Origin of the sequence: Aeromonas sp. FL131 (assembly GCF_049860615.1) — a bacterium.
GTDB classification, from domain to species: domain Bacteria; phylum Pseudomonadota; class Gammaproteobacteria; order Enterobacterales; family Aeromonadaceae; genus Aeromonas; species Aeromonas hydrophila.
The window spans coordinates 3,416,702-3,439,498 of the sequence record NZ_CP187595.1 but is presented as its reverse complement, the minus strand read 5'-3'; the positions used below and the strand labels follow the sequence as shown (position 1 = coordinate 3,439,498).

The following is a 22,797-nucleotide window of genomic DNA, read 5'->3' as shown; positions in this document are numbered from 1 at the left end:
ATGTTCATGAAAATTTCAAGCAAGTTGCTGCTCAGCTTCTGTTTTATCAATCTGCTGGTGATCCTCTCTTCCAGCCTCGTCTACCATCAGCTCGGCCGCATCGGACAGGCCGGCAGCGCCCTGCTGGAGCAGGCTCTGCCCGCCCTGCAACGGGATGAGGCCAGCCAGAAGGCGCTGGTGGCGACCATCTCCTCTCTGCGGGCCTATCTCATCCTGGGCAAGGATCCGGCGCAGGCCGCCCGCCTCAAACAGGAGTGGGAGGGGGCCTGGCAGGTGATCGAGCATCAGCAGTTCACCGCCGAGCTGACCCGCTCGCTCAAGGCCTTCAAGACCAGCCAGCAGAAGGTGTGGGACATCGCCCATACCGACGAGAACCTGCCCGCCCATACCCTGATGCTGCAGGAGGCCGGGCCGCTGGCGGAGTCGGCCCTCGATCAGCTGCAGTCCTTTGCCAACGAAGAGGTGGCTACCCCGCAGGATCAGCTGCCCGGCGATCGCCGCCTGCTGCTCAAGCAGGTGGGGGATGCCTACAACGGTCTCTCCAATGCGCTCTCCGCCCTGCGCGACTTCCTCATCTCCGGCGATCCGGACTATCGCACCAAATACCAGGATTATTACCAGTTCCACCAGCAGCGGGTGGCCGAGCTGAAGCAGCAGGAGGCCAACTTTACCGAGGCGCAGAAGGGGATCTGGTCGCTGTTCGAGGAGATGTCGGCCCCCTTCGCCGAGCTGGTGGGACAGGTGATCAGCAAGCGCCAGGCACCCGACTGGGATCAGGCCAACCATCTGATGGCGACCGAGATTGAGCCGGCTCTCGGTCAGCTGGCGACCCAGCTGGCCGGCCAGGTGACCCAGACCCGCGCCGAGGTGGAAAGCATGGGCCAGAAGATGACCAGCGCCGGTCAGGCCATCAATCGCACCCTGCTGCTGGCCACCCTGACCGTGATCGTGCTGGGCACCCTGGTGGCGCTGCTGTTCAGCCGCCGCCTGACCCGGGACATCGCCAGCCTGGTGCTGCGGGCCGATCTGGTGGCCAACGGCCGGCTGCCGGCCCGCCCTCTGCCGGTACAGAGCCAGGATGAGCTGGGTGGGCTGACGGGCTCCATCAACCAGATGTCCGGCCAACTGCGCCAGCTGGTGGGGGAGATCCAGGGGGCGGTGGGGCAGGTGGACGGGGCCTGCGGCGAGGTGGGCGGGACCACCCGCGCCATCGTCACCGATCTGGCGAGCCAGAATCAGCGGGTCGATACGGTGGCGGCGGCCATCGAGCAGATGTCGGTCAGTACCCGGGATGTGGCGGGCAATATCGCCGAAGCGGCGCGGGCCGCTCAGCAGGCCGAGCAGCAGACTCGCCAGGGCGGCCACGAGCTGGCCCGCATGACCGCCACCATGCAGCAGATCGCCGCCATGATTGCCGAGGCGAACGAGGCGATGGGCCAGCTCAGCAGCCAGAGCGAGCAGGTGGGACGCGTCACCGAGGTGATCGCCACCATCGCCGAGCAGACCAATCTGCTGGCGCTCAATGCCGCCATCGAGGCGGCGCGGGCCGGCGAGCAGGGGCGCGGGTTTGCCGTGGTGGCCGACGAGGTGCGGCTGCTGGCGAGCCGGACCAGCCAGTCCACCGAGGAGATCAGCCAGACCATCGCCAGCATCCAGCAGCAGACTCGCCAGACCGTCAACACGGTCGGCAGCGGCACCCGCTTGGTGGAGGAGGGGCGCGGCGCCGTCGACTCGGTGACCGGTACCCTGAATGCCATGTTGCAGCTGGTGCAGGATCTGTCGGGCCAGCTGGGGGCCATCGCCACCGCGACCGAGCAGCAGTCACGGGTGGCTCAGGAGGTGGCGGGAACGGTGGAGGAGATCGCCGGCCTGAGCCGGCAGTCGAGCCAGCGCAGCCAGCAGGGGGAGGAGATAGTGGCCAGGCTGGCGCAGGATACCGGCCGCTTGACGGCGGTGATCAGCCGCTTCGAACTGGATGCCTGAGGCTGACAAGGGCCATGAAGACGGGGCAGGCCGCTGGGCCTGCCCCGTTTTTTTAGCCTCGCTGGTGCAAGAGATGGCTGCTCTGGGCTGCCGTGGTTTATTACCGGGTCAGTCCAGCCGGCGGAAGGATTGGTTGTCGAAGCTGCTGCTGGTCTCCTGGTTGAGCAGGCTCACCAGCAGGATCGCCCGCTTGTCGCCGTCCGGCTCCAGATAGATGGCTTCGAAGCCGGCCAGCGGACCGGATTCTATCAGTACCTTGTCGCCCTGGGTCGGCAGGCTGGCGTAGCTGGCGCGCGCCTCGTCGCTGTCGTCCCGGCTCATCAGCTGATAGACCAGCTGGCTGCTGATGGAGGTCCACTCCCGACCGAAGTGGATGATCCGGCTGATGCCGCGGGTCGACTTCAGGGTGACCGGGGTGACCTCTTCCAGATCCACGTAGATGAACAGGTAGTTGGGGAACATGGGCTCCCGCACCGGGACACGCTTGCCCCGCCGCAGTTTTTCAATTTCCACCATGGGGTAATAGGACTCGATCCCCTGGGCTTCGAGATGGGCGCGGGCGCGGGCCTCTTCTTTTGGCTTGCAGTAGGCCAGATACCATTTTTTCATGTGCTGAATATGTTCGTGTTGCCGTGCTCGCCGATATGATAACGGCAGCAAAAAAAAAGGCCACGCATTGCGTGGCCTTTTTTGCCAAGTGAGTGATTACCAACCTTTCACCAGGCCGCCCTTGAACAGTTCCAGCCCTTTCTTGTAGACGTCGTCGGTCTGGAAAGCCTGTACGAACTGTTTGACCTTCTCGTCGTCCTTGTTGTTGTCGCGGGCGACGATCAGGTTGACATAGGGGGATTCTTTATCCTCAACAAACAGACCGTTCTCGGTCGGGGTCAGACCAATCTGACCGGCGAAGGTGTTGTTGATGATGGCCAAGTCCACGTCTTCCAGCGAGCGCGGCAACTGAGCCGCTTCCAGCTCGACGATCTTGAAGTTGCGCGGGTTGCTGGCGATGTCCAGCACGGTCGCTTCCAGACCGGCACCCTCTTTGAGCTTCAGCAGACCTTGCTTCTCCAGCAGGATCAGGGAGCGGCCCAGGTTGGTCGGATCGTTCGGCACCGCGATCTGGGCGCCATCTTTCAGCTCGCTCAGCGCCTTGATCTTCTTGGAATAACCGGCGATCGGGTAGACGAAGGTGTTGCCGACCGGCACCAGCTTAAAGCCGCGATCACGGATCTGGGCATCCAGATAGGGCTTGTGCTGGAAGGCGTTGACGTCGATGCTGCCATCGTTCAGCGCCACGTTCGGGGTGACGTAGTCGGAGAAGTTGACCACCTCGACGGTCAGGCCGTATTTCTCCTTGGCCACTTTGGCGGCCACTTCGACCAGTTCGGTCTCGGGGCCGGCGATGGCGCCTACTTTCAAGGTCTTGTTCTCTTCCTTTTGACCGCAACCGGCCAGTACCAGAGTGGCCAGCAGGGCTGCCGCAACGGATTTGATGCCAAATTTCATAAAACCTCCTGTCAGAAATCGACGATTAACGATGATCACATTTGTTGACCAGGCGCTCACCCGCGCTCTGGATGAGTTGAACCAGTACGACCAGAATAACCACGGTCACCAGCATGACGGTCGGGTCGAAGCGCTGATAGCCGTAACGAATACCCACATCGCCCAGACCACCGCCCCCGATGGCACCGGCCATGGCGGAGTAGTTCACCAGCGTGACGAGGGTGATGGTGACGCTGTTGAGGATGCCGGGCAGGGCCTCGGGCAGCAGCACCTTGGTGATTATTTGCAGGGGCTTGGCGCCCATGGCCTTGGCCGCTTCCAGCAGGCCGTCCGGCACCTCCATCAGGGCCCCTTCCACCAGACGGGCGATGAAGGGAATGCAGCCGACGGTCAGCGGCACGATGGCGGCGATGGTGCCGATGCTGGTGCCGACGATCAGCCGGGTCAGCGGGATGATGGCGACCAGCAGGATGATGAAGGGCACCGAGCGACCCACGTTGACCACCATGCCCAGGGTGCGGTTGAGCAGCGGGTTGGCCAGGATCTGGCCAGCCTTGGTCACGTGCAGCGCCACACCGAGCGGCAGACCGAGCAGGCAGCCGAACAGGGCGGAGGCAAACACCATGATGAGGGTGTCGCCCAGGGCCGTGAACAGCAGATTAATCATGGCTTCGGACATAACCCATTACCTCCAGCTGAATGCGATTGTGATCAGGGACTGCGTCTGGCAGCCCTTGAGGGCAGTGATGAGCAGGTCAGTCATTGCTGCGGACATAACCCATTACCTCCAGCTGAATATGGTTGTCGATGAGGAACTGCTGGGTCGCCTCGCACTGGGCTTCATCCCCGAACAGTTCTGCCAGCAGGAAGCCGAATTTGACGCCCCCGGCGTATTCGATGTCGGCGCTCAGGATGCTGATGTCGATGTTGAAACGGCGGCTCGCCTCGGAGATGAGCGGCGTGTCGACCGTGCTGCCGGTAAAGCCGAGCTTCACCAGTGGATAGCTGCCGGGGACCCGCTCCGCACTCATCCGATCCTGATACTCCTGCGGTACCTCCAGATGGATGGTGGAGTGGATGAAATCTCGCGCCAGCTGGGTCTTGGCATTGCTGAAGAACCAGGCCACTTCACCCTGTTCGATCAGCCGGCCGTCGCTGATGATGGCCACTTCGTCACAGATCCCCTTCACCACGTCCATCTCGTGGGTGATGAGCAGGATGGTGAGCCCCAGCTTGACGTTGATCTCCTTGAGCAGGGTCAGGATCGAGCGGGTGGTCTGCGGGTCGAGGGCCGAGGTGGCCTCGTCGCACAGCAGTACCTTGGGGGCCGGTGCCAGCGCCCGGGCGATGGCGACCCGCTGTTTCTGGCCACCGGAGAGCTCGGACGGATAGGCCTGGGCACGGGCTTCCAGCCCGACCAGCGCCAGCAGCTCTTCGACCCGTTGCTGGATCCTCTCTTTGCTCCAGCCCGCCAGCTCCAGCGGGAAGGCGATGTTGGCGGAGACGGTGCGGGAGGCGAGCAGGTTGAAGTGCTGGAAAATCATCCCGATCTGGCGGCGGGCCTGGGTCAGATCCCGTTCGCTCAGGGCGACCAGATCCTGGCCGTCGACGATGACCTGACCTTCCGTCGGGCGCTCCAGCAGGTTGACGCAGCGGATGAGGGTGCTCTTGCCGGCACCGGAGGCGCCGATCACCCCGAAAATTTTGCCTTGTGGCACATGCAGGCTCACGTCACGCAGGGCGTGCACGGCATCACTGCCTTTACCGTAGACTTTGTTGAGACCGATCAACTTAATCATGGATTCTTCCGTGCTAACAGCCTTAAAGCACAGGGCGCTACAGGCGGGTGAATTGGGCAGAGGTTTCACTGGGTTGCTCTGCCATCATGGAGGATGATGCTAAGATGTCTGGATGGCCGTGTCAACGCATGTTTATACATCTAGACGTCTAAAAAAGTGCTAAGGATTCCCGCCTGCCGACTAACGCCGACGGTGATCTCGCTCACATCAATATTGTATTTGGTGCTATGGCATGATTGCCGAATATCACATGGTAAATATCCGCTTACAACCTCCTTTATTAGCCACCAACCGGATTCACCTGCTCATCCTTTTATTGCCTCCGGGTTGGCACAAATCATTCCACTTTGTATCGATCGCTGCTTTCTTGGCCACTGGCTTGATGCAGCACAACAAGGGCCGCGCTTTGGCTTGGATTGCAATTGCCTGTTTTTTATACTTAAAGGGCACGATATACAGGAGGGCAACCTGATGCGATTTCAACAAATCAAAGACTTGCTGCTCTATCTGGAGCAGGTGCATCACCAGCTTGGACTCGGTTACGGGCGTCTCATGACTCAGGTGGATGGCGAGCGCAGCCGGCTGCTGCTGGCCTATCTGCAGCAGCGCGAGGAGGCGGCAAAGAGCCAGCTGGATGACTACCTGAGTGAACTTGGCGAAGGGGTGAAGGAGACCTGGCTGGAGCGAGGCTTCAGCGAGGATCTGCTGCCCGGGATCCGGCGCCTGAGCCTGCCCGCCACGGCCCAGACCCAGGACATAGTGCAGCTGGTGTGCCGTCAGGAGGAGAAGCTCATCGGCGAGCTCAGCCACCTGGCCCGGGAGTGTCCGACCGAGGAGACGGTGCGGCTGCTCGGCGGCCTGGCCGAGCAGGAGCAGACCCGCCTGACCCGCTTGGTGCACGGCGCCCATCGGCTCGACGACTTATAGGAAATAGCTGGCCGGGCGACATGTCCCCGGGTGACAAGTAGGGTGAAAAACGGGCGCTGAAAACAGCAGAGGCCCGGCAATGCCGGGCCTCTGCTGTTTGTTCACGACGGCATCATGCCGACTGGCGGGCGGCGGTCAGCTCGGCGGCGTGCAGGGCGGCGCCTATGATGCCGGCCTGATTGAGGTTGGCAGCCGCCACCAGCGGGGCCCGGGTCTCAATCTTGTCGATGAACTTGTCGAGCTTGGCAGCGCTGCCGCCGCCCAGAATGAAGAGGTCGGGGGAGAACAGAAACTCGAGGCGAGCCAGGTACTTGTTGAAGCGCTTGCCCCAGCGGCCCCAGGAGAGATCCTCGCGCTTGCGCACCGCGTCCGAGCAGTAGTGCTCCGCCACCATGCCTTCCAGCATCAGATGACCCAGTTCGGTGTTGGGCAGCAGCTGACCGTTGACGAATATGGCGGTGCCGATGCCGGTGCCGACCGTGATGAGGATGATGACCCCCTTGCTGCGATCCTTGCCGGTCCCGAAGCGCATCTCGGCCAGGCCGGCCGCATCGGCGTCGTTCAGCACATGGCAGGGTTGGCCGGTCACGTCGGCGAACAGGTGGGCGACGTCGGTCTCAATCCAGCTCTTGTCGATGTTGGCCGCGCTCTTGGCGATGCCGTTGTGGATGGTGGCGGGAAAGCCGCAGCCCACCGGGCCTTTCCAGTCGAAGTGTTCCACCAGCGCCTTGAGGGTATGAGCCACGGCGGCCGGGGTGGCCGGCTGCGGCGTCACCAGTCGGTGACGTTCGCCAATCAGCTCGCCCGTTGCGGTGTCGACCAGGCATCCCTTGATCCCCGAGCCACCGATATCCACTCCCAACATCTGCATCAGCTTGTTCCTTTTATAGTGCCGACGATCGACCGTCGACCGTCGGCAGAGCATGAAAAAATGGCTTCGATCCGGCAAGGGGCAGATCGTCTATGCGTGATCCGGCAGACCTTTTTCGATGCAGCGGATCAGCAAGCGCGTCTTTTTGTTGTCATCCTGCTGGCGTTTGGCCAGGGTGGCCAGCGCCCATTCGATATGTTCGGCCACCATGGGCTCGGCTGCTGCCAGCGCCTGCTGCAGGGCCGTCATGACCTGCGGGCTGGCCGGGCCGTTGCCAAGGGCCACCGCCAGGTTGCGGCGCCAGCGCTGATAGCCGATGCGGCGGATGGGGCTGCCTTCGGTGTGCTTGAGAAACTCGCTCTCGCTCCAGCCCCACAAGGTCAACAGCGGTGGGCGATGCAGATTGGGGCGCGGGCTGAAGTCGGGCTCCGGGCTGGCGTTGGCATAGCGGTTCCAGGGGCAGATGAGCTGGCAGTCGTCACAGCCATAGATGCGGTTGCCCATCAGCGGCCGGAACTCTTCGGGGATGGGGCCGTCGTTCTCGATGGTGAGATAGGAGATGCAGCGACGACCGTCCACCACGTAGGGGGCTATGATAGCGCCGGTGGGGCAGATGTTGATGCAGGCCACGCACTTGCCGCACTGCTCTTTCTCCACCGGCGCATCCAGCGGCAGCGGCAGGCTGAGCAGCAGCTCCCCCAGAAAGAAGAAGGAGCCCGCCGACTCGTTGAGCAGCAGCGAGTGCTTGCCTACCCAGCCGAGGCCTGCCTTGGCCGCCAGCGGCCGCTCCAGAATGGGGGCCGAGTCGACAAAGGGGCGCCAGCCCAGCGCCTCGCAGCGCTGCTCGATGCGCTCCCCCAACTGCTTGAGCCGGTTGCGCAGCAGCTTGTGGTAGTCGCGACCGAGGGCATAGCGGCTGATGTAGCCGAGGGTGGGATCGCGCAGGGTGGCGGCGAAGCCCGCCTCGAACGGCAGATAGTTCATCCGCACCGACAGCACCCGCAAGGTGCCCGGCAGCAGCTCGTGGGGGCGGGCCCGCATCATGCCGTGGCGTGCCATGTAATCCATGCTGCCGTGATGGCCCGCATCGAGCCAGGCCTGCAGCCTGGGCTCCTCGAGGGTGAGATCCGTGTCGGTGATACCGGCCTGGTCGAATCCTAGCTCGCTCGCCCAGAGCTTGATATCTTGGGCCAGTTGATGGAGTTCGGTGGTGGTCATGGGGCCGTCTGCCTGCCCGGGTGCTGACCGGGATGGAGGTGTACTGTCATGCTGTATCGCATCTCTGGGGTCTTGTTGCCAAGGTTGACCGACGGGCATGGCGGTTGCCGTCATACTGCATCATGTGCCCGGTGCCAGCTGGCCCGGATGAATGGATGAGAGCCAGGAGCCGTCATGGTACAGATCATCGGGGATGCTATCAGCGGGAAAGAGGTGCGCAGTTTACCACAATCACTGTGGCGGGCTGAACAGATCCGTGCCCTGGAGCGGGAGTGGGCCGAGCGCGAGGGGCTGGCACTCTATACCCTGATGGAGCGGGCCGGGGCGGCACTGCGCACCTACGCCACCCACCATTGGCCGCACAGCCGATGCTGGTGGATCTTCACCGGCCCCGGCAACAACGGTGGCGACGGCTATGTATTGGCCCGCCTTGCGAGGCAGTTGGGGCTGGAGCCCCAGGTGATAGCACTGAGGGATCCCGCCGAGCTGACGGGGGACGCCAGGCGGGCCGCCGACGAGTGGCTGGCGACGGGGGGCGCAGTGGTGGCGGCCGAGGTGGGCGAGCTCGACCGGCTGCCGGCGCCGGACTTGGTGGTCGACGCACTGCTCGGCACCGGTGTCCATACCCGGCTGTCACCGCTTATGACAAAGATCGTCGCAACAATCAATGGCTTGCAGGTGCCCGTACTATCGGTGGATCTCCCCTCCGGCCTCAATGCTGACACCGGCTGCGCCATGGGGGCCGTGGTGCACGCCAGCCGCACCCTCACCTTCATCGGCATCAAGCAGGGGATGCTCACCGCCGACGGAGTGGACTGCGTCGGTCACCTCGACTGCGACCCCCTCGGCGTCAGCGTCCCGCCCGGGTGGCAGGTGGCGGCCGAGCGCATCGATTATCCCTCCCTGCACCCCCGACTGACCCCGCGCCAGCGCTCGTCCCACAAGGGCTCCCACGGCAAGGTGCTGCTGGTGGGGGGCAATGTGGGGATGCAGGGGGCCATCGTGCTGGCCGCTCGTGCCTGCCTGCGGGCCGGCGCCGGTCTGGTGCGGGTGTGCCAGCATCCTGACCATCTGCCCGCCAGCCTCTACCAGGCCGAATTGATGGGCAGTCAGGGCGGGGGCGAGGAGAGCTGGGCCTCGGTGCGGGTGGTGGGACCCGGCCTGGGGCAGGATGAGTGGGGGCTGTGCCATTTTGAGTCTTTTGTTAACGAGCAGGTGCCGCTGGTATTGGATGCCGATGGATTGAATTGGCTGGCGCAATGTCCCCGTCATCAGGATAATTGGGTGCTCACGCCCCATCCGGGCGAGGCAGCCCGCCTGCTGGGCTGCACCATTGCCGAGATTGCCGCGGATCGTTTTGCCGCGGTGCAGCGTCTGCAGCAGCGTTTCGGCGGTGTGGTGCTGCTCAAGGGGGCGGGGACGCTGATCCACGATGGCAAGGGGATGGCGCTCTGCGACGAGGGCAATCCCGGCATGGCCAGTGGCGGCATGGGCGACCTGTTATCTGGTATAATCGCCGCCCTTTTGGCCCAGGGCTGGTCTGCCGCCGAGGCAACCCGACTGGGCGCCGTGATCCACGGCGAAGCGGCCGATCTGGCCGCTGCAGACGGAGAGCGGGGCATGCTGGCATCGGACCTGCTGCCCTTTATCCGTCGACTGGTAAATCCCGACACCATAACAAGCTAAAGAAGAACATGGCAAAACAGTTGATGATGACACTGCCGGACGAGGCAGCAACAGTGGCACTGGGTGGCCGACTGGCCCACGCCTGCCAGCAGGCAACCACGGTGTTCTTGCACGGCTCTCTCGGGGCCGGCAAAACCACCCTGACCCGGGGCTGGGTACAGGGGCTGGGGCATGAGGGCAAGGTCAAGAGCCCGACCTATACCCTGGTCGAGCCCTATGAGCTGGCCGACTGGCAGCTCTACCACTTCGATCTCTATCGATTGGCCGACCCGGAGGAGCTGGAGTTCATGGGGATCCGTGACTACTTCGGCGCCAATACCCTCTGTCTGGTGGAGTGGCCGGAGAAAGGGGAAGGCTGGCTGCCTGCTCCCGATCTCGACATTACCCTGAGTTATGCAAACGAGCAGCGCGAGGTCCTGATAGAGGCCCGCACCGCTATTGGCGAAGCCATTCTGGAACGGTTGTCATCTACGTGCGCTTGATCCTTGTTATTGCCCTCTCCCTGCTGGCCTTACCCTCCTGGGCGAATCAGCTCAAGAGCGTGCGGGTGTGGCCGTCGCCGGACAACACCCGGGTGGTGCTCGACATGAGCAGCGCCCCCAATTACAACTACTTCACCCTGACCGGCCCCGACCGGCTGGTCATCGACCTGAAAGGGGCGAGCAACGTCACCAATCTGGCCCGCATCGAGAACAAGAGCGAGCTGGTGCGCAAGATCCGCGAGAGCTCGCCGCTGGAGAAGGGCGGTCTGCGGCTGGTGCTGGATCTCAGCTCCACCATTAAGCCGGTGGTGTTCCCGCTGGCACCGGCGGGACCCTATGGCCACCGTCTGGTGATCGACCTGCCGTACGAAGAGAAGGCCTCCGCCGCGGTGCAAGCCACGCCGGTGGGGGGCAAGGGCAAGGGGGTGGTGATCGCCATCGACCCAGGCCACGGCGGCGAAGACCCTGGCTCCATCGGCCCGCGTCGCACCTACGAGAAGCGGGTAACCCTGGCGGTTTCCCAGAAGCTGGCCGCCCTCATCGACCGCGAGCCCGGCATGCGTGCCGTGCTGACCCGGCGCGGCGACTATTTCGTCGATCTAAACAAGCGCTCCGAGATTGCCCGCAAGGCCAAGGCCGACCTGCTGGTGTCGGTGCACGCCGACAGCTTCCACAACTCGACCCCGCGCGGTGCCTCCGTCTGGGTACTGTCGACCAACCGCGCCAACCGCGAGATGGGCAGCTGGCTGGAGAAACAGGAGAAGCAGGGCGAGCTGCTGGGGGGCGTCGGCAAGGTGTTGGCCGAATCGGACCCGAACCCCTATCTGGCGCAGACCTTCCTCGACCTCTCCATGGACAAGTCCCGTGCCGAGGGCTATGACGTCAGCCGCCAGATCCTGCGCTCGCTGGGCAGGGTGGCCAGGTTGCACAAGAAGGCACCGGAGCACGCCAGTCTGGCGGTGCTGAAGGCGCCGGATATCCCCTCCGTGCTGGTGGAGACGGGCTTTATCTCCAACCACGCCGAAGAGCAGTTGCTGGCCACCGCCAGCTATCAGGATCAGCTGGCCCGCGCCATCTTCGAGGGGATCCGCAACTATTACCGGGCCCATCCGACCAAGGGGGCCATGCTCACCGGCAAGGGGCAGGGCAGCAACAAGCAGGCGGCAGTCAGCCGACCCGCCCCTGCCAGCAAGCCGGTCGCCGTGAGCAAGCCGGCGGCGCAACCGGTACAGCAGGTGGTGACCAACCGGATGCCGGCCACCGAGCCGAATCGCAGCAGCGATGGCGGGGCGCCGGTCAGCAGCGTCGGCGGATCCTCGTCCGGCGCCGGGGTGATCAAGCCCTACGTGGTGGCAGCCAAGGAGCCGAGTGCTCCGGTCGCCAGCGTGCAGAGCAACGACAAGGCCAACATGCTCCGTCATGTGGTCACCCGCGGGCAGAGCCTCTCCCGGCTCGCCGAGAAATACGGGGTCAGCCAGGCGCGGCTGGTGGAGATCAACAAGCTCAAGTCGCGGGACATCCAGATAGGGCAGGTGCTCTATATTCCGCAAAAATAGCGCTGTATGAGACGCCGGGCTCGTCCCTGCCGGTGGCAGGGGCGGGCCCGGTGAACCGTCATCGAGCCCCGCCGATTACCCGCGCCTTCAACCATCAGGAGTCAGCGATGCCGATCCGTAACTTGTCCCCTGTGCTGGCCAGCCAGACGAGCGTGGGCTGTGATACGGCGGCGTGGCTCTCATCCGGGGCGGTGGCCACAGCCACCCCGTTCAACCAGCAGGAGTAAGCGATGCCAATCCGAACCTTGTCCCCTGTTCTGGCCAGCCAGACGAGCGTGGGCTGTGATGCGGCGGCACGGTTCTCATCCGGGGCGATTGCCACAGCCACCCCGTTCAACCAGCAGGAGTAAGCGATGCCAATCCGTATATTGCCGCCGATTCTGGCCAACCAGATTGCTGCCGGTGAGGTGGTTGAGCGGCCCTCCTCCGTGGTCAAGGAGCTGGTGGAAAACAGCCTGGATGCGGGCGCCGACCGGGTCGAAATAGATATCGACAAGGGCGGCTCCAAGCTCATTCGCATTCGCGACAACGGCGGTGGTGTCGCCAAGGATGAGCTGGTGCTGGCACTGTCGCGCCACGCCACCTCCAAGGTGGCGACCCTCGACGATCTGGAAGGGATCAACAGCCTGGGCTTTCGCGGCGAGGCGCTCGCCTCCATCAGTTCGGTCTCCCGGCTCACCTTCACCTCCCGCACTGCGGAGCAGAGTGAGGCCTGGCAGGCGCAGGCCGAGGGGCGCGAGATGAGCGTCACCGTCAAGCCGGCAGCCCACCCGGTGGGCACCACAGTAGAGGTGGTGGATCTCTTCTTCAACACTCCGGCACGGCGCAAGTTCATGCGCAGCGAAAAGACCGAGTTTGCCCACATCGACGAGCTGGTGCGCCGCATCGCGCTCTCCCGCTTCGACGTCACCCTGATCCTGCGCCACAACGGCAAGGTGGTGCGCCAGTACAAGGCCGCCAATACGGTGGCGGAGCAGGAGCGCCGGCTCGCCGCGGTGTGCGGCTCTCCCTTCATGCACCACGCGCTGGCGGTGGAGAGCGAGCACAGCGACGTGCGGCTGTGGGGCTGGCTGGCGACCCCGGAGGGCGCCAGGCCGCAGAACGATTTGCAATACACCTATGTCAACGGCCGCATGATGCGCGACAAGCTCATCAATCATGCCATCCGCCAGGCCTATGACGAGCTGCTGCCGGCCGACCGGTTCGCGGCCTACGTGCTCTACATCGAGCTGGATCCGCGCCAGGTGGACGTCAACGTCCATCCGGCCAAGCACGAGGTGCGCTTTCATCAGGCACGGCTCATCCACGACTTCATCTTCCAGGCGCTGTTTACTGCCCTGCGCCAACCAGGGGCGGCCAGCGACGAGCCCCTGGCCGAGACCCTGGTCGAGCTGCCGGTCAGTGCCCCCATCGAGTACCCGGGCCAGGCCCCCAGAGCCGAGTGGTATGGCGCCGAGCACAGCTACCGGGCGCCGGCCCGGGAAGTGCGGGAAGGCAGCAGTACCGGGCGGGCCGGCAACTACCAGCCGCCCGAGCCCCCCAGCCGGGAGGCGATGCGCGGCATGGGATCGCTGCTCACCACCCTGCCGGCGGTGCAGGGTACGCCGCTGGCAGAGGCTGAAACCGCGCCTGTTGCCGCTGTCGTGCCCGCCAAAGCGGGGACGTGGCGGGCATTGACTCTGGTGGAACAGGCCTATCTGCTGCTGGAGCGAGACAACCGGCTGGCCCTGCTGTCGCTGGTGCGGGCCGAGCGCTTGCTGCTGCGCCACTGGCTGCTGGAAACCTGGGGTCAGGGGCTGGCGGCCCAGCCACTGCTGCTGCCGGTCTCCTTCAAGCTGCCGAAAAATCTGGTCGCGCTGGTCGAACAGCAGGATCGTTTGCTCAAACGGATGGGGCTGGAGTTGAAAAGCGGCGGGCGCGACACCATGATCCTGACTCGGGTACCGGCGTTGCTGCGCCAGACCGATCTGGTGCGCTTATTACCCGAATTGTTGCAACTGATCGAGAGCGGATCTGACAGTGATGCCGGCCAGCAGGCTGAAGTACTATGCCAATGGCTGGTGGAGCAGGGGATAAGTCGCGAAAAAGTATACGATTTTGCCACGGCCAACCGCCTGTTGACGGAACTTGTTGCCGATTTCAGTGACCAACTGGCAGACGTTCGCATGGTGCGCCCGCTGGCGCTGGCGAGCGTGCTGGCCGAGTTCGCCGATGGCCATTGAGGGGAATGCCCCTCTTGAACCCATAAACCAGTTTTTTGCAGGTGCGCCGCACGGGCGGCAACCATGCAAGGGGAGTTTTTCACGTGGCTGACTTGCCGACTGCAATTTTTCTGATGGGGCCGACGGCCTCCGGCAAGACGGATCTCGCCATCGAACTGTGCCAGGCGCTGCCCTGCGACATCATCAGCGTGGATTCCGCGCTCATTTATCGCGGCATGGATATCGGCACCGCCAAGCCGACCGCCGATGAACTGGCACGAGCCCCGCACCGGCTGATCGACATCCTGGACCCCGCCGTGAGCTATTCGGCGGCCGATTTTTGCAAGGATGCGCTGCGGGAGATGAAAGAGATTGCCGACCGCGGCCGGATTCCGCTGCTGGTGGGCGGCACCATGCTCTATTTCAAGGCGCTGCTGGAGGGGCTCTCTCCGCTGCCCTCCGCCGACCCCGTCATTCGGGCCGGCATCGAGGAAGAGGCGGCTCGCCTTGGCTGGCAGGCTCTGCACGATGAACTGGTGCGCATCGACCCGGTGGCCGGTGCCCGCATCCATCCCAATGACCCGCAGCGGCTCAGCCGGGCGCTCGAAGTCTACCGCATCAGCGGCAAGACGCTCACCGAGCTGACTCTGGTGCAGGGGGAGGGGCTGCCCTATCGGGTGCTGCAGTTTGCCATCGCACCGAGCGATCGCGCCGTGCTGCACCAGCGCATCGAGCTGCGCTTTGACAAGATGCTGCAGGGCGGCTTTGAACAGGAAGTCAGGGCGCTCTACCAACGGGGCGATCTCACCCCGGATCTTCCCTCCATCCGCTGCGTGGGATACCGCCAAATGTGGGACTACCTGGCGGGGGAAGTGGAGTATGATGAGATGCGCTATCGCGGAATTGTTGCCACCCGCCAGTTGGCCAAGCGTCAAATGACCTGGTTGCGCGGTTGGTCTGATGTGACCTGGTTGGAATCTGGTGAGTCTGGCAATCTGGTAAGGGTCGTCGCCCGTGCCGGAGTGGCTTGACACTCCTGTATAATCAGGTTGTTATATTGATATCCGGTGTTTAAAAACAACAAACTATAAGGAAAAGAAGATGGCTAAGGGGCAATCTCTCCAAGACCCGTTTTTGAATGCGCTGCGCCGTGAGCGGATTCCTGTTTCTATCTATTTGGTGAACGGCATCAAACTGCAGGGTCAGATCGAATCGTTTGACCAGTTTGTCATTTTGCTGAAGAACACCGTGAGCCAGATGGTCTACAAGCACGCCATCTCTACCGTGGTGCCGGCCCGTGCCGTCAACCACCACCAGCATGCGCCGGGCGCGGCTGGCGAAGAGCAGGGTGAAGCCGAGGCGTGATATCCCAGGACGAGGCGACTCGTCAACCCAGATTCATCATGATTCCTGTCAAGGAGCAAGCGCTTGTTTGACCGTTATGAAGCCGGCGAACAGGCCGTTCTGGTACATGTCAACTTCAGTGATGAGGGTGAGCGGGAGGATCTGGAAGAGCTCAAGATGCTGGTGAGCTCGGCCGGGGTCAATGCGCTGGGGGTGATCACCACCAGCCGCAGTGCGCCCAGCGCCAAATTTTTTGTCGGCAGCGGCAAGGCTGAAGAGATAGCGTCCCAGGTCCAGATGCTGGATGCCGACGTCGTCATCTTCAACCATGCCCTGACCCCTGCCCAGGAGCGCAACCTGGAGCGTCTGTTCCAGTGCCGGGTAGTGGACAGGACCGGCCTGATCCTCGATATCTTTGCCCAGCGCGCCCGTACCCACGAAGGCAAGTTGCAGGTCGAACTGGCCCAGTTACGCCATCTTTCTACTCGCCTGGTGCGAGGCTGGACCCACCTTGAACGTCAGAAGGGCGGGATCGGCCTGCGCGGCCCGGGTGAAACTCAGCTGGAAACCGACCGTCGCCTGTTGCGTGAGCGCATCAAGGCGATTTTGCGTCGGCTCGACAAGGTGGCCAAACAGCGGGAGCAGGGGCGCCGTGCCCGCAACCGCAACGAGGTGCCGACCGTTTCTCTGGTGGGTTACACCAACGCCGGAAAGTCCACTTTGTTCAACCAACTTACAGCTGCCAGCGTGTATGCTGCCGACCAATTGTTCGCAACCCTGGATCCGACCCTGCGCAAATTGGTGATCCAGGATGTGGGTGATGTGATTCTGGCGGATACAGTTGGATTTATTCGACACTTGCCCCATGATCTGGTCGCGGCCTTCAAGGCGACGCTGCAGGAGACCCGCGAAGCGGACCTGCTGCTGCACGTGGTGGACTGTGCCGATGAGCAGATGCAGGAAAATATCGAGTCGGTGCAGCAGGTGCTGGCCGAGATCGAAGCCGATGACCGACCCCAGCTGATGATCTGCAACAAGATCGACAAGCTGGGTGAACATCCGGTCGGGCTGGAGCGTGACGAAGAGGGGCGCCCGGTGCGGGTCTGGCTGTCAGCCCAGACCGGGGAAGGATGTGCAGACCTGTTTACGGCCCTGACTGAATTGCTGGCCGGATCCATGGTGCACCACACCCTGCAGTTGCCGCCTTCGGCCGCCAGATTGCGCAGTGCGCTCTATCGCCTCAAGGGCATCGAGCAGGAAGGTTTCAGCGAGGAGGGGGATTTTGTGTTGGAAGTCCGCCTGCAACTGGCTGACTGGAACCGCCTCATGAAACAAGAAGGTGAGAGTTTACAACGCTTTATCAGGCATTGATTCGTCGATGAGATGAATGTTTGCTGGCTTCATCAACGGTTGATGGCCCGATAGAGATGATATCCATCCGCATGTATTAATGGAGACGCTGATGGCTTGGAATGAGCCTGGTAACAACGGCAAAGACCGTGACCCCTGGGGGAACAACGGCAAGAATCAGGGACCCCCTGATTTGGACGAGATGCTGCGCAAGGTGAGCCGCCGTTTTGGTGGTCTGCTCGGTGGCGGCAAGTCTGGTGGTGGCGATGTAGGCAAGTTTGGCCTCTCCATCGCTCTGGTGGTGGCGGTAGTGGTGTGGGTCGTCAGCGGCTTCTATACCATTCGTGAAGCCGAGCGGGGCGTGGTGCTGCGCTTTGGCGAATACTCCCACAACGTGGATCCCGGCCTGCGCTGGAAGCCGACCTTCATCGACCGGGTGATCCCGGTGGACGTGGAATCGGTCCGCTCCCTGCCGGCTTCCGGCTTCATGCTGACCCAGGACGAGAACGTGGTGCGGGTCGAGATGGACGTGCAGTATCGCGTGGTCGACCCGGAGCAGTATCTGTTCAGCGTGACCAATGCCGACGAGAGTCTGAGCCAGGCCACCGACAGCGCCCTGCGTTACGTGGTGGGCCACACCCGGATGGATGACGTGCTGACCACCGGTCGTGAGAAGGTGCGCCAGGAGACCTGGCAGGTGATCGACAGCATCATCGAGCCTTATCACATGGGTCTGCAGATCGTCGACGTCAACTTCCTGCCGGCACGTCCGCCGGAAGAGGTGAAAGACGCCTTCGATGACGCCATCTCCGCCCAGGAAGATGAACAGCGCTTCATTCGTGAAGCCGAAGCCTATGCCCGTGAAGTGGAACCGAAGGCCCGTGGCCAGGTCAAGCGTCTGGAGCAGGAGGCCGAAGCCTACAAGTCCCAGATTGTGCTGAAGGCCAAGGGTGAAGTCGCTCGCTTCAACGAGTTGCTGCCCCAGTATCAGGCTGCGCCCGAGCTGACCCGCGATCGTATCTACCTGGAGACCATGGAAGAGCTGTATCAGCAGGCCAACAAGGTGGTGGTCGACATGCCGGCTGGCAATAACAGCATGATCTATCTGCCGCTCGACAAGCTTTCCGGCAAGGCGACCGCAGTGCAACCGACCCGTCCGGCAGGTGCGCCGGTGGTGGAACAGACCCCGCCGTCCAACGAAGGGGCCAACTCCACTCCGACTCCGCTGCGTAGCGGCGACCGTTTCAGCTCAGGGAGAAACTAATAGATGAAAAAGATAGCTATTGGTGTCATCGCTGTGGCCGCCATGGTCTGCTTCTCATCGGTCTTCATCGTCGATGAAGGTCAGAAGGGCATCGTGGTGCAGTTCGGCAAGGTGAAGCGGGTCGACTCCGGTGAGCCGCGCCTGTACGAGCCGGGCCTGCACTTCAAAGTGCCGCTCATCGACCAGGTACGCAAGATGGATGCCCGCATCCAGACCCTGGAAGGCCAGGCGGATCGCTTCGTTACGTCCGAGAAGAAAGACCTCATCATCGACTCCTACGTGAAGTGGAAGATCGAGGACTTCTCCAAGTACTACCTGGCGACCGGTGGTGGCAACAAGATCCAGGCCGAAGACTTGCTCAAGCGCAAGATCAACAACGGTCTGCGTTCCGAGATCGGTAACCGTACCATCAAGGACATCGTCTCCGGTGAGCGCAGTACCGTGATGGAAGATGCCCTGATGAAGATGGCGCGCTCCTCCGAGCTCGGCATCAAGGTGGTGGATGTGCGTATCAAGCAGATCAACCTGCCGGTGGAAGTCTCCAGCTCCATCTATCAGCGGATGCGTGCCGAGCGGACTGCGGTAGCCCGTGAGCATCGCTCCCAGGGTCGCGAGCAGGCCGAGATCCTGCGCGCCGACATCGACCGCAAGGTGACCGTGATGATCGCCGATGCCGAGAGTAACGCCCGTCAGCTGCGTGGTGAAGGGGATGCCGAGGCCGCCAAGATCTATGCCGACAGCTACAAGAAAGACCCCGAGTTTTTCAGCTTCGTGCGCAGCATGGAGGCCTATCGCAAGAGCTTCGCCGGTGGCAATGACCTGATGGTCCTCAAGCCGGACAGCGAGTTCTTCCGCTACCTCAAGTCGCCGCACGGCAGCAAGCAGTAAGCGAGTCGCAATGATACCCAAGGGCCTGATGATTCAGGCCCTTTTGTTTGGCGGTCGGGGGCTTGCAGGTGTTCCGGCAGCTTGTGGACGTAGTGGTTGAGAGGAGAGGTGATGCTGACATCCATCTTGATGGGGCTGGGCTTACTGTTGCTGTTCGAGGGGCTGGGACCGCTGCTGATGCCGCGCGCCTGGCAACAGATGCTACGGCTGCTGAGCGAGCAGCCCACCGAGCAACTGCGCCGCATCGGCGGCTGTCTGGTGGTGGCCGGGGCCGTTATTCTGTGGGCGCTGGTACGTTAGAGGATGGTGCTGAGTGAGCCAGACTGTGTTTGCCAGACAATAAAAAAGAGGCCCTTTGGCCTCTTTTTTATTGTCTGGCGACTGGCATCAGGCGCTGCGCTGCACCGCCATGTGGGCCAGTGTTGCCAATGCCTGTTTGTGCTGAGAGTCCGGCAGGATGGCGAGGGCCGCGATGGCTTTGTCGGCCTCTTCCCGAGCCCGCATGCGGGAGTATTCCAGGGCGCCGGTACGGTCGAGGATGGCCAGGATCCGGTCGAGGTGTTCCATGCCGTTGCGGTGCTCGATGGCATCGCGCACCAGTTGGCGCTCTTCCGGGCTACCCACTTCCATGGCTCGCAGCAGCGGCAGGGTGGGTTTGCCTTCGGCCAGATCATCGCCGACGTTCTTGCCCATCTCGTCGCTCTGGGAGCAGTAGTCCATCACGTCGTCAATGATCTGGAAGGCGGTGCCCAGATACTTGCCATAGTCGGTCATGGCCTGCTCGACGGGCGCGGCCTGATGGGTCAGCACGGCAGCGAGTCGGGTGGCCGCCTCGAACAGCTTGGCGGTCTTGCAGTAGATGACCGTCATGTAGCTCTCTTCGGTGGTATCCGGATCGTTGCAGTTCATCAGCTGCAACACTTCCCCTTCGGCGATGGTATTGGTGGCATCGGAGAGGATCTCCATCACCCGCAGGTTGGAGAGCTCGCTCATCATCTGGAAGGAGCGGCTGTAGAGGTAGTCGCCCACCAGCACGCTGGCGGCATTGCCGAACAGGGCGTTGGCGGTTTCCCGGCCGCGACGCAGGTCGGATTCGTCGACCACGTCGTCGTGCAGCAGGGTGGAGGTATGAATGAATTCGATGATGGCAGCCAGTTTCAGGTGATCTTCACCTTCGTATCCCAGTGCGCGGGCGGCCATGACGGTCAGCATGGGGCGCATCCGTTTCCCGCCTGCACTGACAATATAGAAACCCAGCTGGTTGATCAGGCTGACATCGGACTGGAGTCTCGCCAGGATCAGTTCATTGACCGCCGTCATGTCGGCGGCACAGAGCGCACGGATAGTCTGTTGGTCCATAAGTCTCGTAACGTGACGGCAGTGATGACTGCGATTTTAGCAATGGCGGGGATTCTACACGATTTCACAATGGGTTACAGTTAAGCGTTTGTTCACGGCGGCAGATATGCGCACAAAATAAACTTTTTGCTAAATTGGCCTTGCCTGAGCAAATCGATTTGCGTAGAATGCCGGCCCATTGTTATAGGTTTTTGCGCGTGTCTGGCCTTGAGCAAAAGACACGCCTTTACGGAGTTAATCAAATGTACGCGGTATTCCAAAGCGGCGGAAAACAACACCGTGTGGCCGAAGGTCAAATCGTTCGTCTGGAAAAGCTGAACGTTGAGACTGGCGCTACCATCGACTTCAACGAAGTGCTGATGGTTGCTGCAGGCGACACTTTTAAAGTAGGTGCTCCTTTCGTTGAAGGTGGCAAGGTTGTAGCTGAAGTTGTGGCTCACGGCCGTGGCGAGAAAGTGACTATCGTCAAGTTCCGTCGTCGTAAGCACCACCGTAAGCAAGCGGGCCACCGTCAGTGGTTCACTGAAGTCAAAATCACTGGCATCAGCGCTTAATTAGAGGAGTACGATAGATGGCACACAAAAAAGCTGGCGGTTCATCCCGCAACGGCCGCGATTCAGAAGCTAAACGCCTGGGCGTGAAGCGTTTCGGCGGCGAAACAGTTCTGGCTGGCAGCATCATCGTTCGTCAGCGTGGCACCAAGTTCCACGCCGGTACCAACGTTGGTCTGGGCAAGGATCACACCCTGTTCGCTACTGCGACTGGTAAAATCCTGTTCGAAGTTAAAGGTCCGCTGAACCGTAAGTACGTTAGCATCGTTGCTGAGTAATTACGGACCGCAAGGATCCGAAGCCCCGCCAACAGGCGGGGCTTTTGTTTTTCTGCAGCAGTTTACGAAAAAACGGCACGCAGCTGACCCTGGCTCTGAAAGGGCATGCTTGGCAAGATGCGTATCGCCCGCAGGGGTCTGTACCACTATAATTGCGTATCGGTTTTTCGAATTAAGGTGACGGTTACCTATGAAGTTTGTTGATGAAGTCCAGATTCGAGTCGATGCCGGTGACGGTGGTAACGGTTGTGTGAGCTTTCGCCGTGAGAAGTACATTCCGAACGGCGGCCCGGACGGCGGTGACGGCGGTGACGGTGGCGACGTGTATCTGGTTGCCGATGAAAACCTGAACACCCTGATCGACTACCGTTTCGAGCGTTTTCACGCCGCCGAACGTGGCGAGAATGGCCAGAGCGCCAACTGTACCGGCCGTCGCGGCAAGGACAGGATCCTGCGCGTACCGGTCGGCACCCGCGCCAGCGATGAAGACACCGGCGAACTGCTGGGTGACCTGACCCACCACGAGCAGAAGCTGTTGGTCGCCAAGGGCGGCTTCCACGGTCTTGGCAACACCCGTTTCAAGAGCTCCGTCAACCGGGCTCCGCGCCAGAAGAGCAACGGTACCCCGGGTGAAGTGCGCACCCTGAAGTTGGAGCTGTTGCTGCTGGCCGACGTCGGCATGCTGGGTCTGCCCAACGCCGGCAAGTCCACCTTCATCCGTGCCGTCTCCGCGGCCCGTCCGAAAGTGGCCGATTACCCCTTCACCACCCTGGTACCGAACCTGGGTGTGGTGCGTGGTGAGAACTCCCGCTCCTTCGTCATCGCCGACATTCCCGGTCTGATCGAAGGTGCCGCCGAAGGCGCTGGCCTCGGTATCCGCTTCCTCAAGCACCTTGAGCGCTGCCGCGTGCTGATCCATCTGGTGGACATCTGCCCGGTCGATGGTTCTGATCCGGCCGAGAATGCGGTGACCATAGTCCGGGAGCTGGAAAAATACAGCCCTGAGCTGGCGAGCAAGCCGCGCTGGCTGGTGTTCAACAAGATGGACCTGATCCTGGAAGAAGAGGCGCAGGAAGTGATGGATCGCGTCAAGACCTCCCTCAATCATGAAGGCCCTGTCTACGCCATCACTGCTATCAGCAAGGAAGGGACCAAGAAGGTCTGCTACGACATCCTGGACCTGCTGGACACCATGCCCCGTCAGCTGGCGGAAGATGCCAAAGACGCCATCGAGAAGGTGGAGTTCAAGTGGGACGACTACCACAAGAACCAGCTGGCCAAGGCTGAAGCCGATGCGCTGGCCGCCTCCAAGGCGTTTGATGAATCGCTGGACGACGACGAGTGGGACGACGAAGACGATGATGGCGTAGAAGTCATCTATGTGCGTGACTGACCCACATCCCGTGCGCGGTCGTGATACCGCCACCCGGTGCTGAGAAACCGGAGCCTTCCCAGGCTCCGGTTTTTTTATAGCTCTGTCCCAGTTATGTGTTGAAAGGCTAACCTTGAAGTAGGTCATCACCTTGAGGGCCTC

The 22,797-nt window shown here is 62.1% G+C and carries 23 protein-coding genes; 16 read left to right on the top strand and 7 right to left on the bottom strand.

Annotation, left to right across the window (positions count from 1 at the left end):
- The first annotated feature begins 6 nt into the window (after positions 1-6).
- The gene (locus ACPW75_RS15910) at positions 7-1,983 is read left to right on the top strand and encodes a HAMP domain-containing methyl-accepting chemotaxis protein (RefSeq protein ID WP_190283858.1); all 1,977 of its coding nucleotides are present in this window, start codon (positions 7-9) and stop codon (positions 1,981-1,983) included.
- A 108-nt stretch (positions 1,984-2,091) separates the two neighbouring features.
- Here the strand turns inward: ACPW75_RS15910 and rfaH are convergent, their stop codons facing one another.
- The 4 genes from rfaH to metN form a co-directional block, all read right to left on the bottom strand.
- Complete coding sequence (rfaH, locus tag ACPW75_RS15905; RefSeq protein ID WP_016349600.1) at positions 2,092-2,592, bottom strand: transcription/translation regulatory transformer protein RfaH; 501 nt, start codon at positions 2,590-2,592, stop codon at positions 2,092-2,094.
- Positions 2,593-2,688: 96 nt separating this feature from the next.
- Positions 2,689-3,489: a methionine ABC transporter substrate-binding lipoprotein MetQ gene (metQ, locus tag ACPW75_RS15900; protein WP_011704853.1), complete on the bottom strand. Its 801-nt coding sequence runs from the start codon at positions 3,487-3,489 to the stop codon at positions 2,689-2,691.
- Positions 3,490-3,514: 25 nt separating this feature from the next.
- The gene (locus ACPW75_RS15895) at positions 3,515-4,168 is read right to left on the bottom strand and encodes a methionine ABC transporter permease (protein ID WP_011704854.1); all 654 of its coding nucleotides are present in this window, start codon (positions 4,166-4,168) and stop codon (positions 3,515-3,517) included.
- Between the two features lie 76 nt (positions 4,169-4,244).
- A complete protein-coding gene (gene metN / locus ACPW75_RS15890) occupies positions 4,245-5,288 on the bottom strand; it encodes a methionine ABC transporter ATP-binding protein MetN (protein WP_077097457.1) in 1,044 nt (347 codons plus the stop codon).
- A 232-nt stretch (positions 5,289-5,520) separates the two neighbouring features.
- On the opposite strand from metN, the gene ACPW75_RS15885 reads away from it, so the two are divergent.
- On the top strand, positions 5,521-5,760 hold the full coding sequence (locus ACPW75_RS15885) for a hypothetical protein (RefSeq protein ID WP_161785101.1): 240 nt from the start codon (positions 5,521-5,523) through the stop codon (positions 5,758-5,760).
- Positions 5,760-6,215, top strand: coding sequence for a hypothetical protein (locus ACPW75_RS15880; RefSeq protein WP_041217540.1), 456 nt, complete (start codon positions 5,760-5,762; stop codon positions 6,213-6,215). The genes ACPW75_RS15885 and ACPW75_RS15880 overlap by 1 nt, the downstream gene beginning before the upstream one ends.
- Before the next feature lie 112 nt (positions 6,216-6,327).
- Here ACPW75_RS15880 and ppgK read toward each other — a convergent pair whose 3' ends face one another.
- On the bottom strand, positions 6,328-7,086 hold the full coding sequence (ppgK, locus tag ACPW75_RS15875) for a polyphosphate--glucose phosphotransferase (RefSeq protein WP_029303843.1): 759 nt from the start codon (positions 7,084-7,086) through the stop codon (positions 6,328-6,330).
- A 90-nt stretch (positions 7,087-7,176) separates the two neighbouring features.
- Positions 7,177-8,304, bottom strand: coding sequence for a tRNA epoxyqueuosine(34) reductase QueG (gene queG, locus ACPW75_RS15870; protein WP_024944326.1), 1,128 nt, complete (start codon positions 8,302-8,304; stop codon positions 7,177-7,179).
- 174 nt (positions 8,305-8,478) lie between these two features.
- Here queG and ACPW75_RS15865 point away from each other — a divergent pair, with 174 nt between their 5' ends.
- From ACPW75_RS15865 to ACPW75_RS15820, 10 genes are all read left to right on the top strand, one after another.
- Entirely contained in the window at positions 8,479-9,990 is a 1,512-nt protein-coding gene (locus ACPW75_RS15865; protein ID WP_077097463.1) for a bifunctional ADP-dependent NAD(P)H-hydrate dehydratase/NAD(P)H-hydrate epimerase, read from the top strand.
- 8 nt (positions 9,991-9,998) lie between these two features.
- Positions 9,999-10,472, top strand: a complete 474-nt coding sequence (gene tsaE / locus ACPW75_RS15860) for a tRNA (adenosine(37)-N6)-threonylcarbamoyltransferase complex ATPase subunit type 1 TsaE (protein WP_011704860.1) — start codon at positions 9,999-10,001, stop codon at positions 10,470-10,472.
- On the top strand, positions 10,463-12,028 hold the full coding sequence (locus ACPW75_RS15855) for an N-acetylmuramoyl-L-alanine amidase (RefSeq protein ID WP_017410300.1): 1,566 nt from the start codon (positions 10,463-10,465) through the stop codon (positions 12,026-12,028). Before tsaE ends, ACPW75_RS15855 begins: the two co-directional genes overlap by 10 nt.
- Positions 12,029-12,381: 353 nt before the next feature.
- Entirely contained in the window at positions 12,382-14,250 is a 1,869-nt protein-coding gene (mutL, locus tag ACPW75_RS15850) for a DNA mismatch repair endonuclease MutL (RefSeq protein ID WP_077097467.1), read from the top strand.
- 92 nt (positions 14,251-14,342) lie between these two features.
- A complete protein-coding gene (gene miaA / locus ACPW75_RS15845) occupies positions 14,343-15,260 on the top strand; it encodes a tRNA (adenosine(37)-N6)-dimethylallyltransferase MiaA (protein WP_077097469.1) in 918 nt (305 codons plus the stop codon).
- A 70-nt stretch (positions 15,261-15,330) separates the two neighbouring features.
- Positions 15,331-15,594, top strand: a complete 264-nt coding sequence (gene hfq / locus ACPW75_RS15840; protein ID WP_011704864.1) for an RNA chaperone Hfq — start codon at positions 15,331-15,333, stop codon at positions 15,592-15,594.
- 63 nt (positions 15,595-15,657) lie between these two features.
- Entirely contained in the window at positions 15,658-16,944 is a 1,287-nt protein-coding gene (hflX, locus tag ACPW75_RS15835) for a ribosome rescue GTPase HflX (RefSeq protein ID WP_011704865.1), read from the top strand.
- A gap of 91 nt (positions 16,945-17,035) precedes the next feature.
- Entirely contained in the window at positions 17,036-18,187 is a 1,152-nt protein-coding gene (gene hflK / locus ACPW75_RS15830; protein WP_077097471.1) for an FtsH protease activity modulator HflK, read from the top strand.
- 3 nt (positions 18,188-18,190) lie between these two features.
- Positions 18,191-19,075 (top strand): protease modulator HflC, encoded by an 885-nt coding sequence (gene hflC, locus ACPW75_RS15825; RefSeq protein ID WP_011704867.1) that lies wholly within the window; start codon positions 18,191-18,193, stop codon positions 19,073-19,075.
- Positions 19,076-19,186: 111 nt separating this feature from the next.
- Positions 19,187-19,375, top strand: coding sequence for a DUF2065 domain-containing protein (locus tag ACPW75_RS15820; protein ID WP_077097473.1), 189 nt, complete (start codon positions 19,187-19,189; stop codon positions 19,373-19,375).
- Positions 19,376-19,462: 87 nt separating this feature from the next.
- Here the strand turns inward: ACPW75_RS15820 and ispB are convergent, their stop codons facing one another.
- Positions 19,463-20,434 carry an octaprenyl diphosphate synthase gene (ispB, locus tag ACPW75_RS15815; protein WP_077097476.1) on the bottom strand — a complete coding sequence of 324 codons (972 nt, stop codon included), beginning with the start codon at positions 20,432-20,434 and terminating at the stop codon, positions 19,463-19,465.
- 242 nt (positions 20,435-20,676) lie between these two features.
- On the opposite strand from ispB, the gene rplU reads away from it, so the two are divergent.
- From rplU to cgtA, 3 genes are all read left to right on the top strand, one after another.
- Positions 20,677-20,988, top strand: a complete 312-nt coding sequence (rplU, locus tag ACPW75_RS15810) for a 50S ribosomal protein L21 (RefSeq protein WP_005304210.1) — start codon at positions 20,677-20,679, stop codon at positions 20,986-20,988.
- 17 nt (positions 20,989-21,005) lie between these two features.
- The gene (rpmA, locus tag ACPW75_RS15805) at positions 21,006-21,263 is read left to right on the top strand and encodes a 50S ribosomal protein L27 (protein ID WP_005339028.1); all 258 of its coding nucleotides are present in this window, start codon (positions 21,006-21,008) and stop codon (positions 21,261-21,263) included.
- A gap of 190 nt (positions 21,264-21,453) precedes the next feature.
- Positions 21,454-22,656 (top strand): Obg family GTPase CgtA, encoded by a 1,203-nt coding sequence (gene cgtA, locus ACPW75_RS15800; RefSeq protein WP_077097477.1) that lies wholly within the window; start codon positions 21,454-21,456, stop codon positions 22,654-22,656.
- Positions 22,657-22,797: the final 141 nt, after the last annotated feature.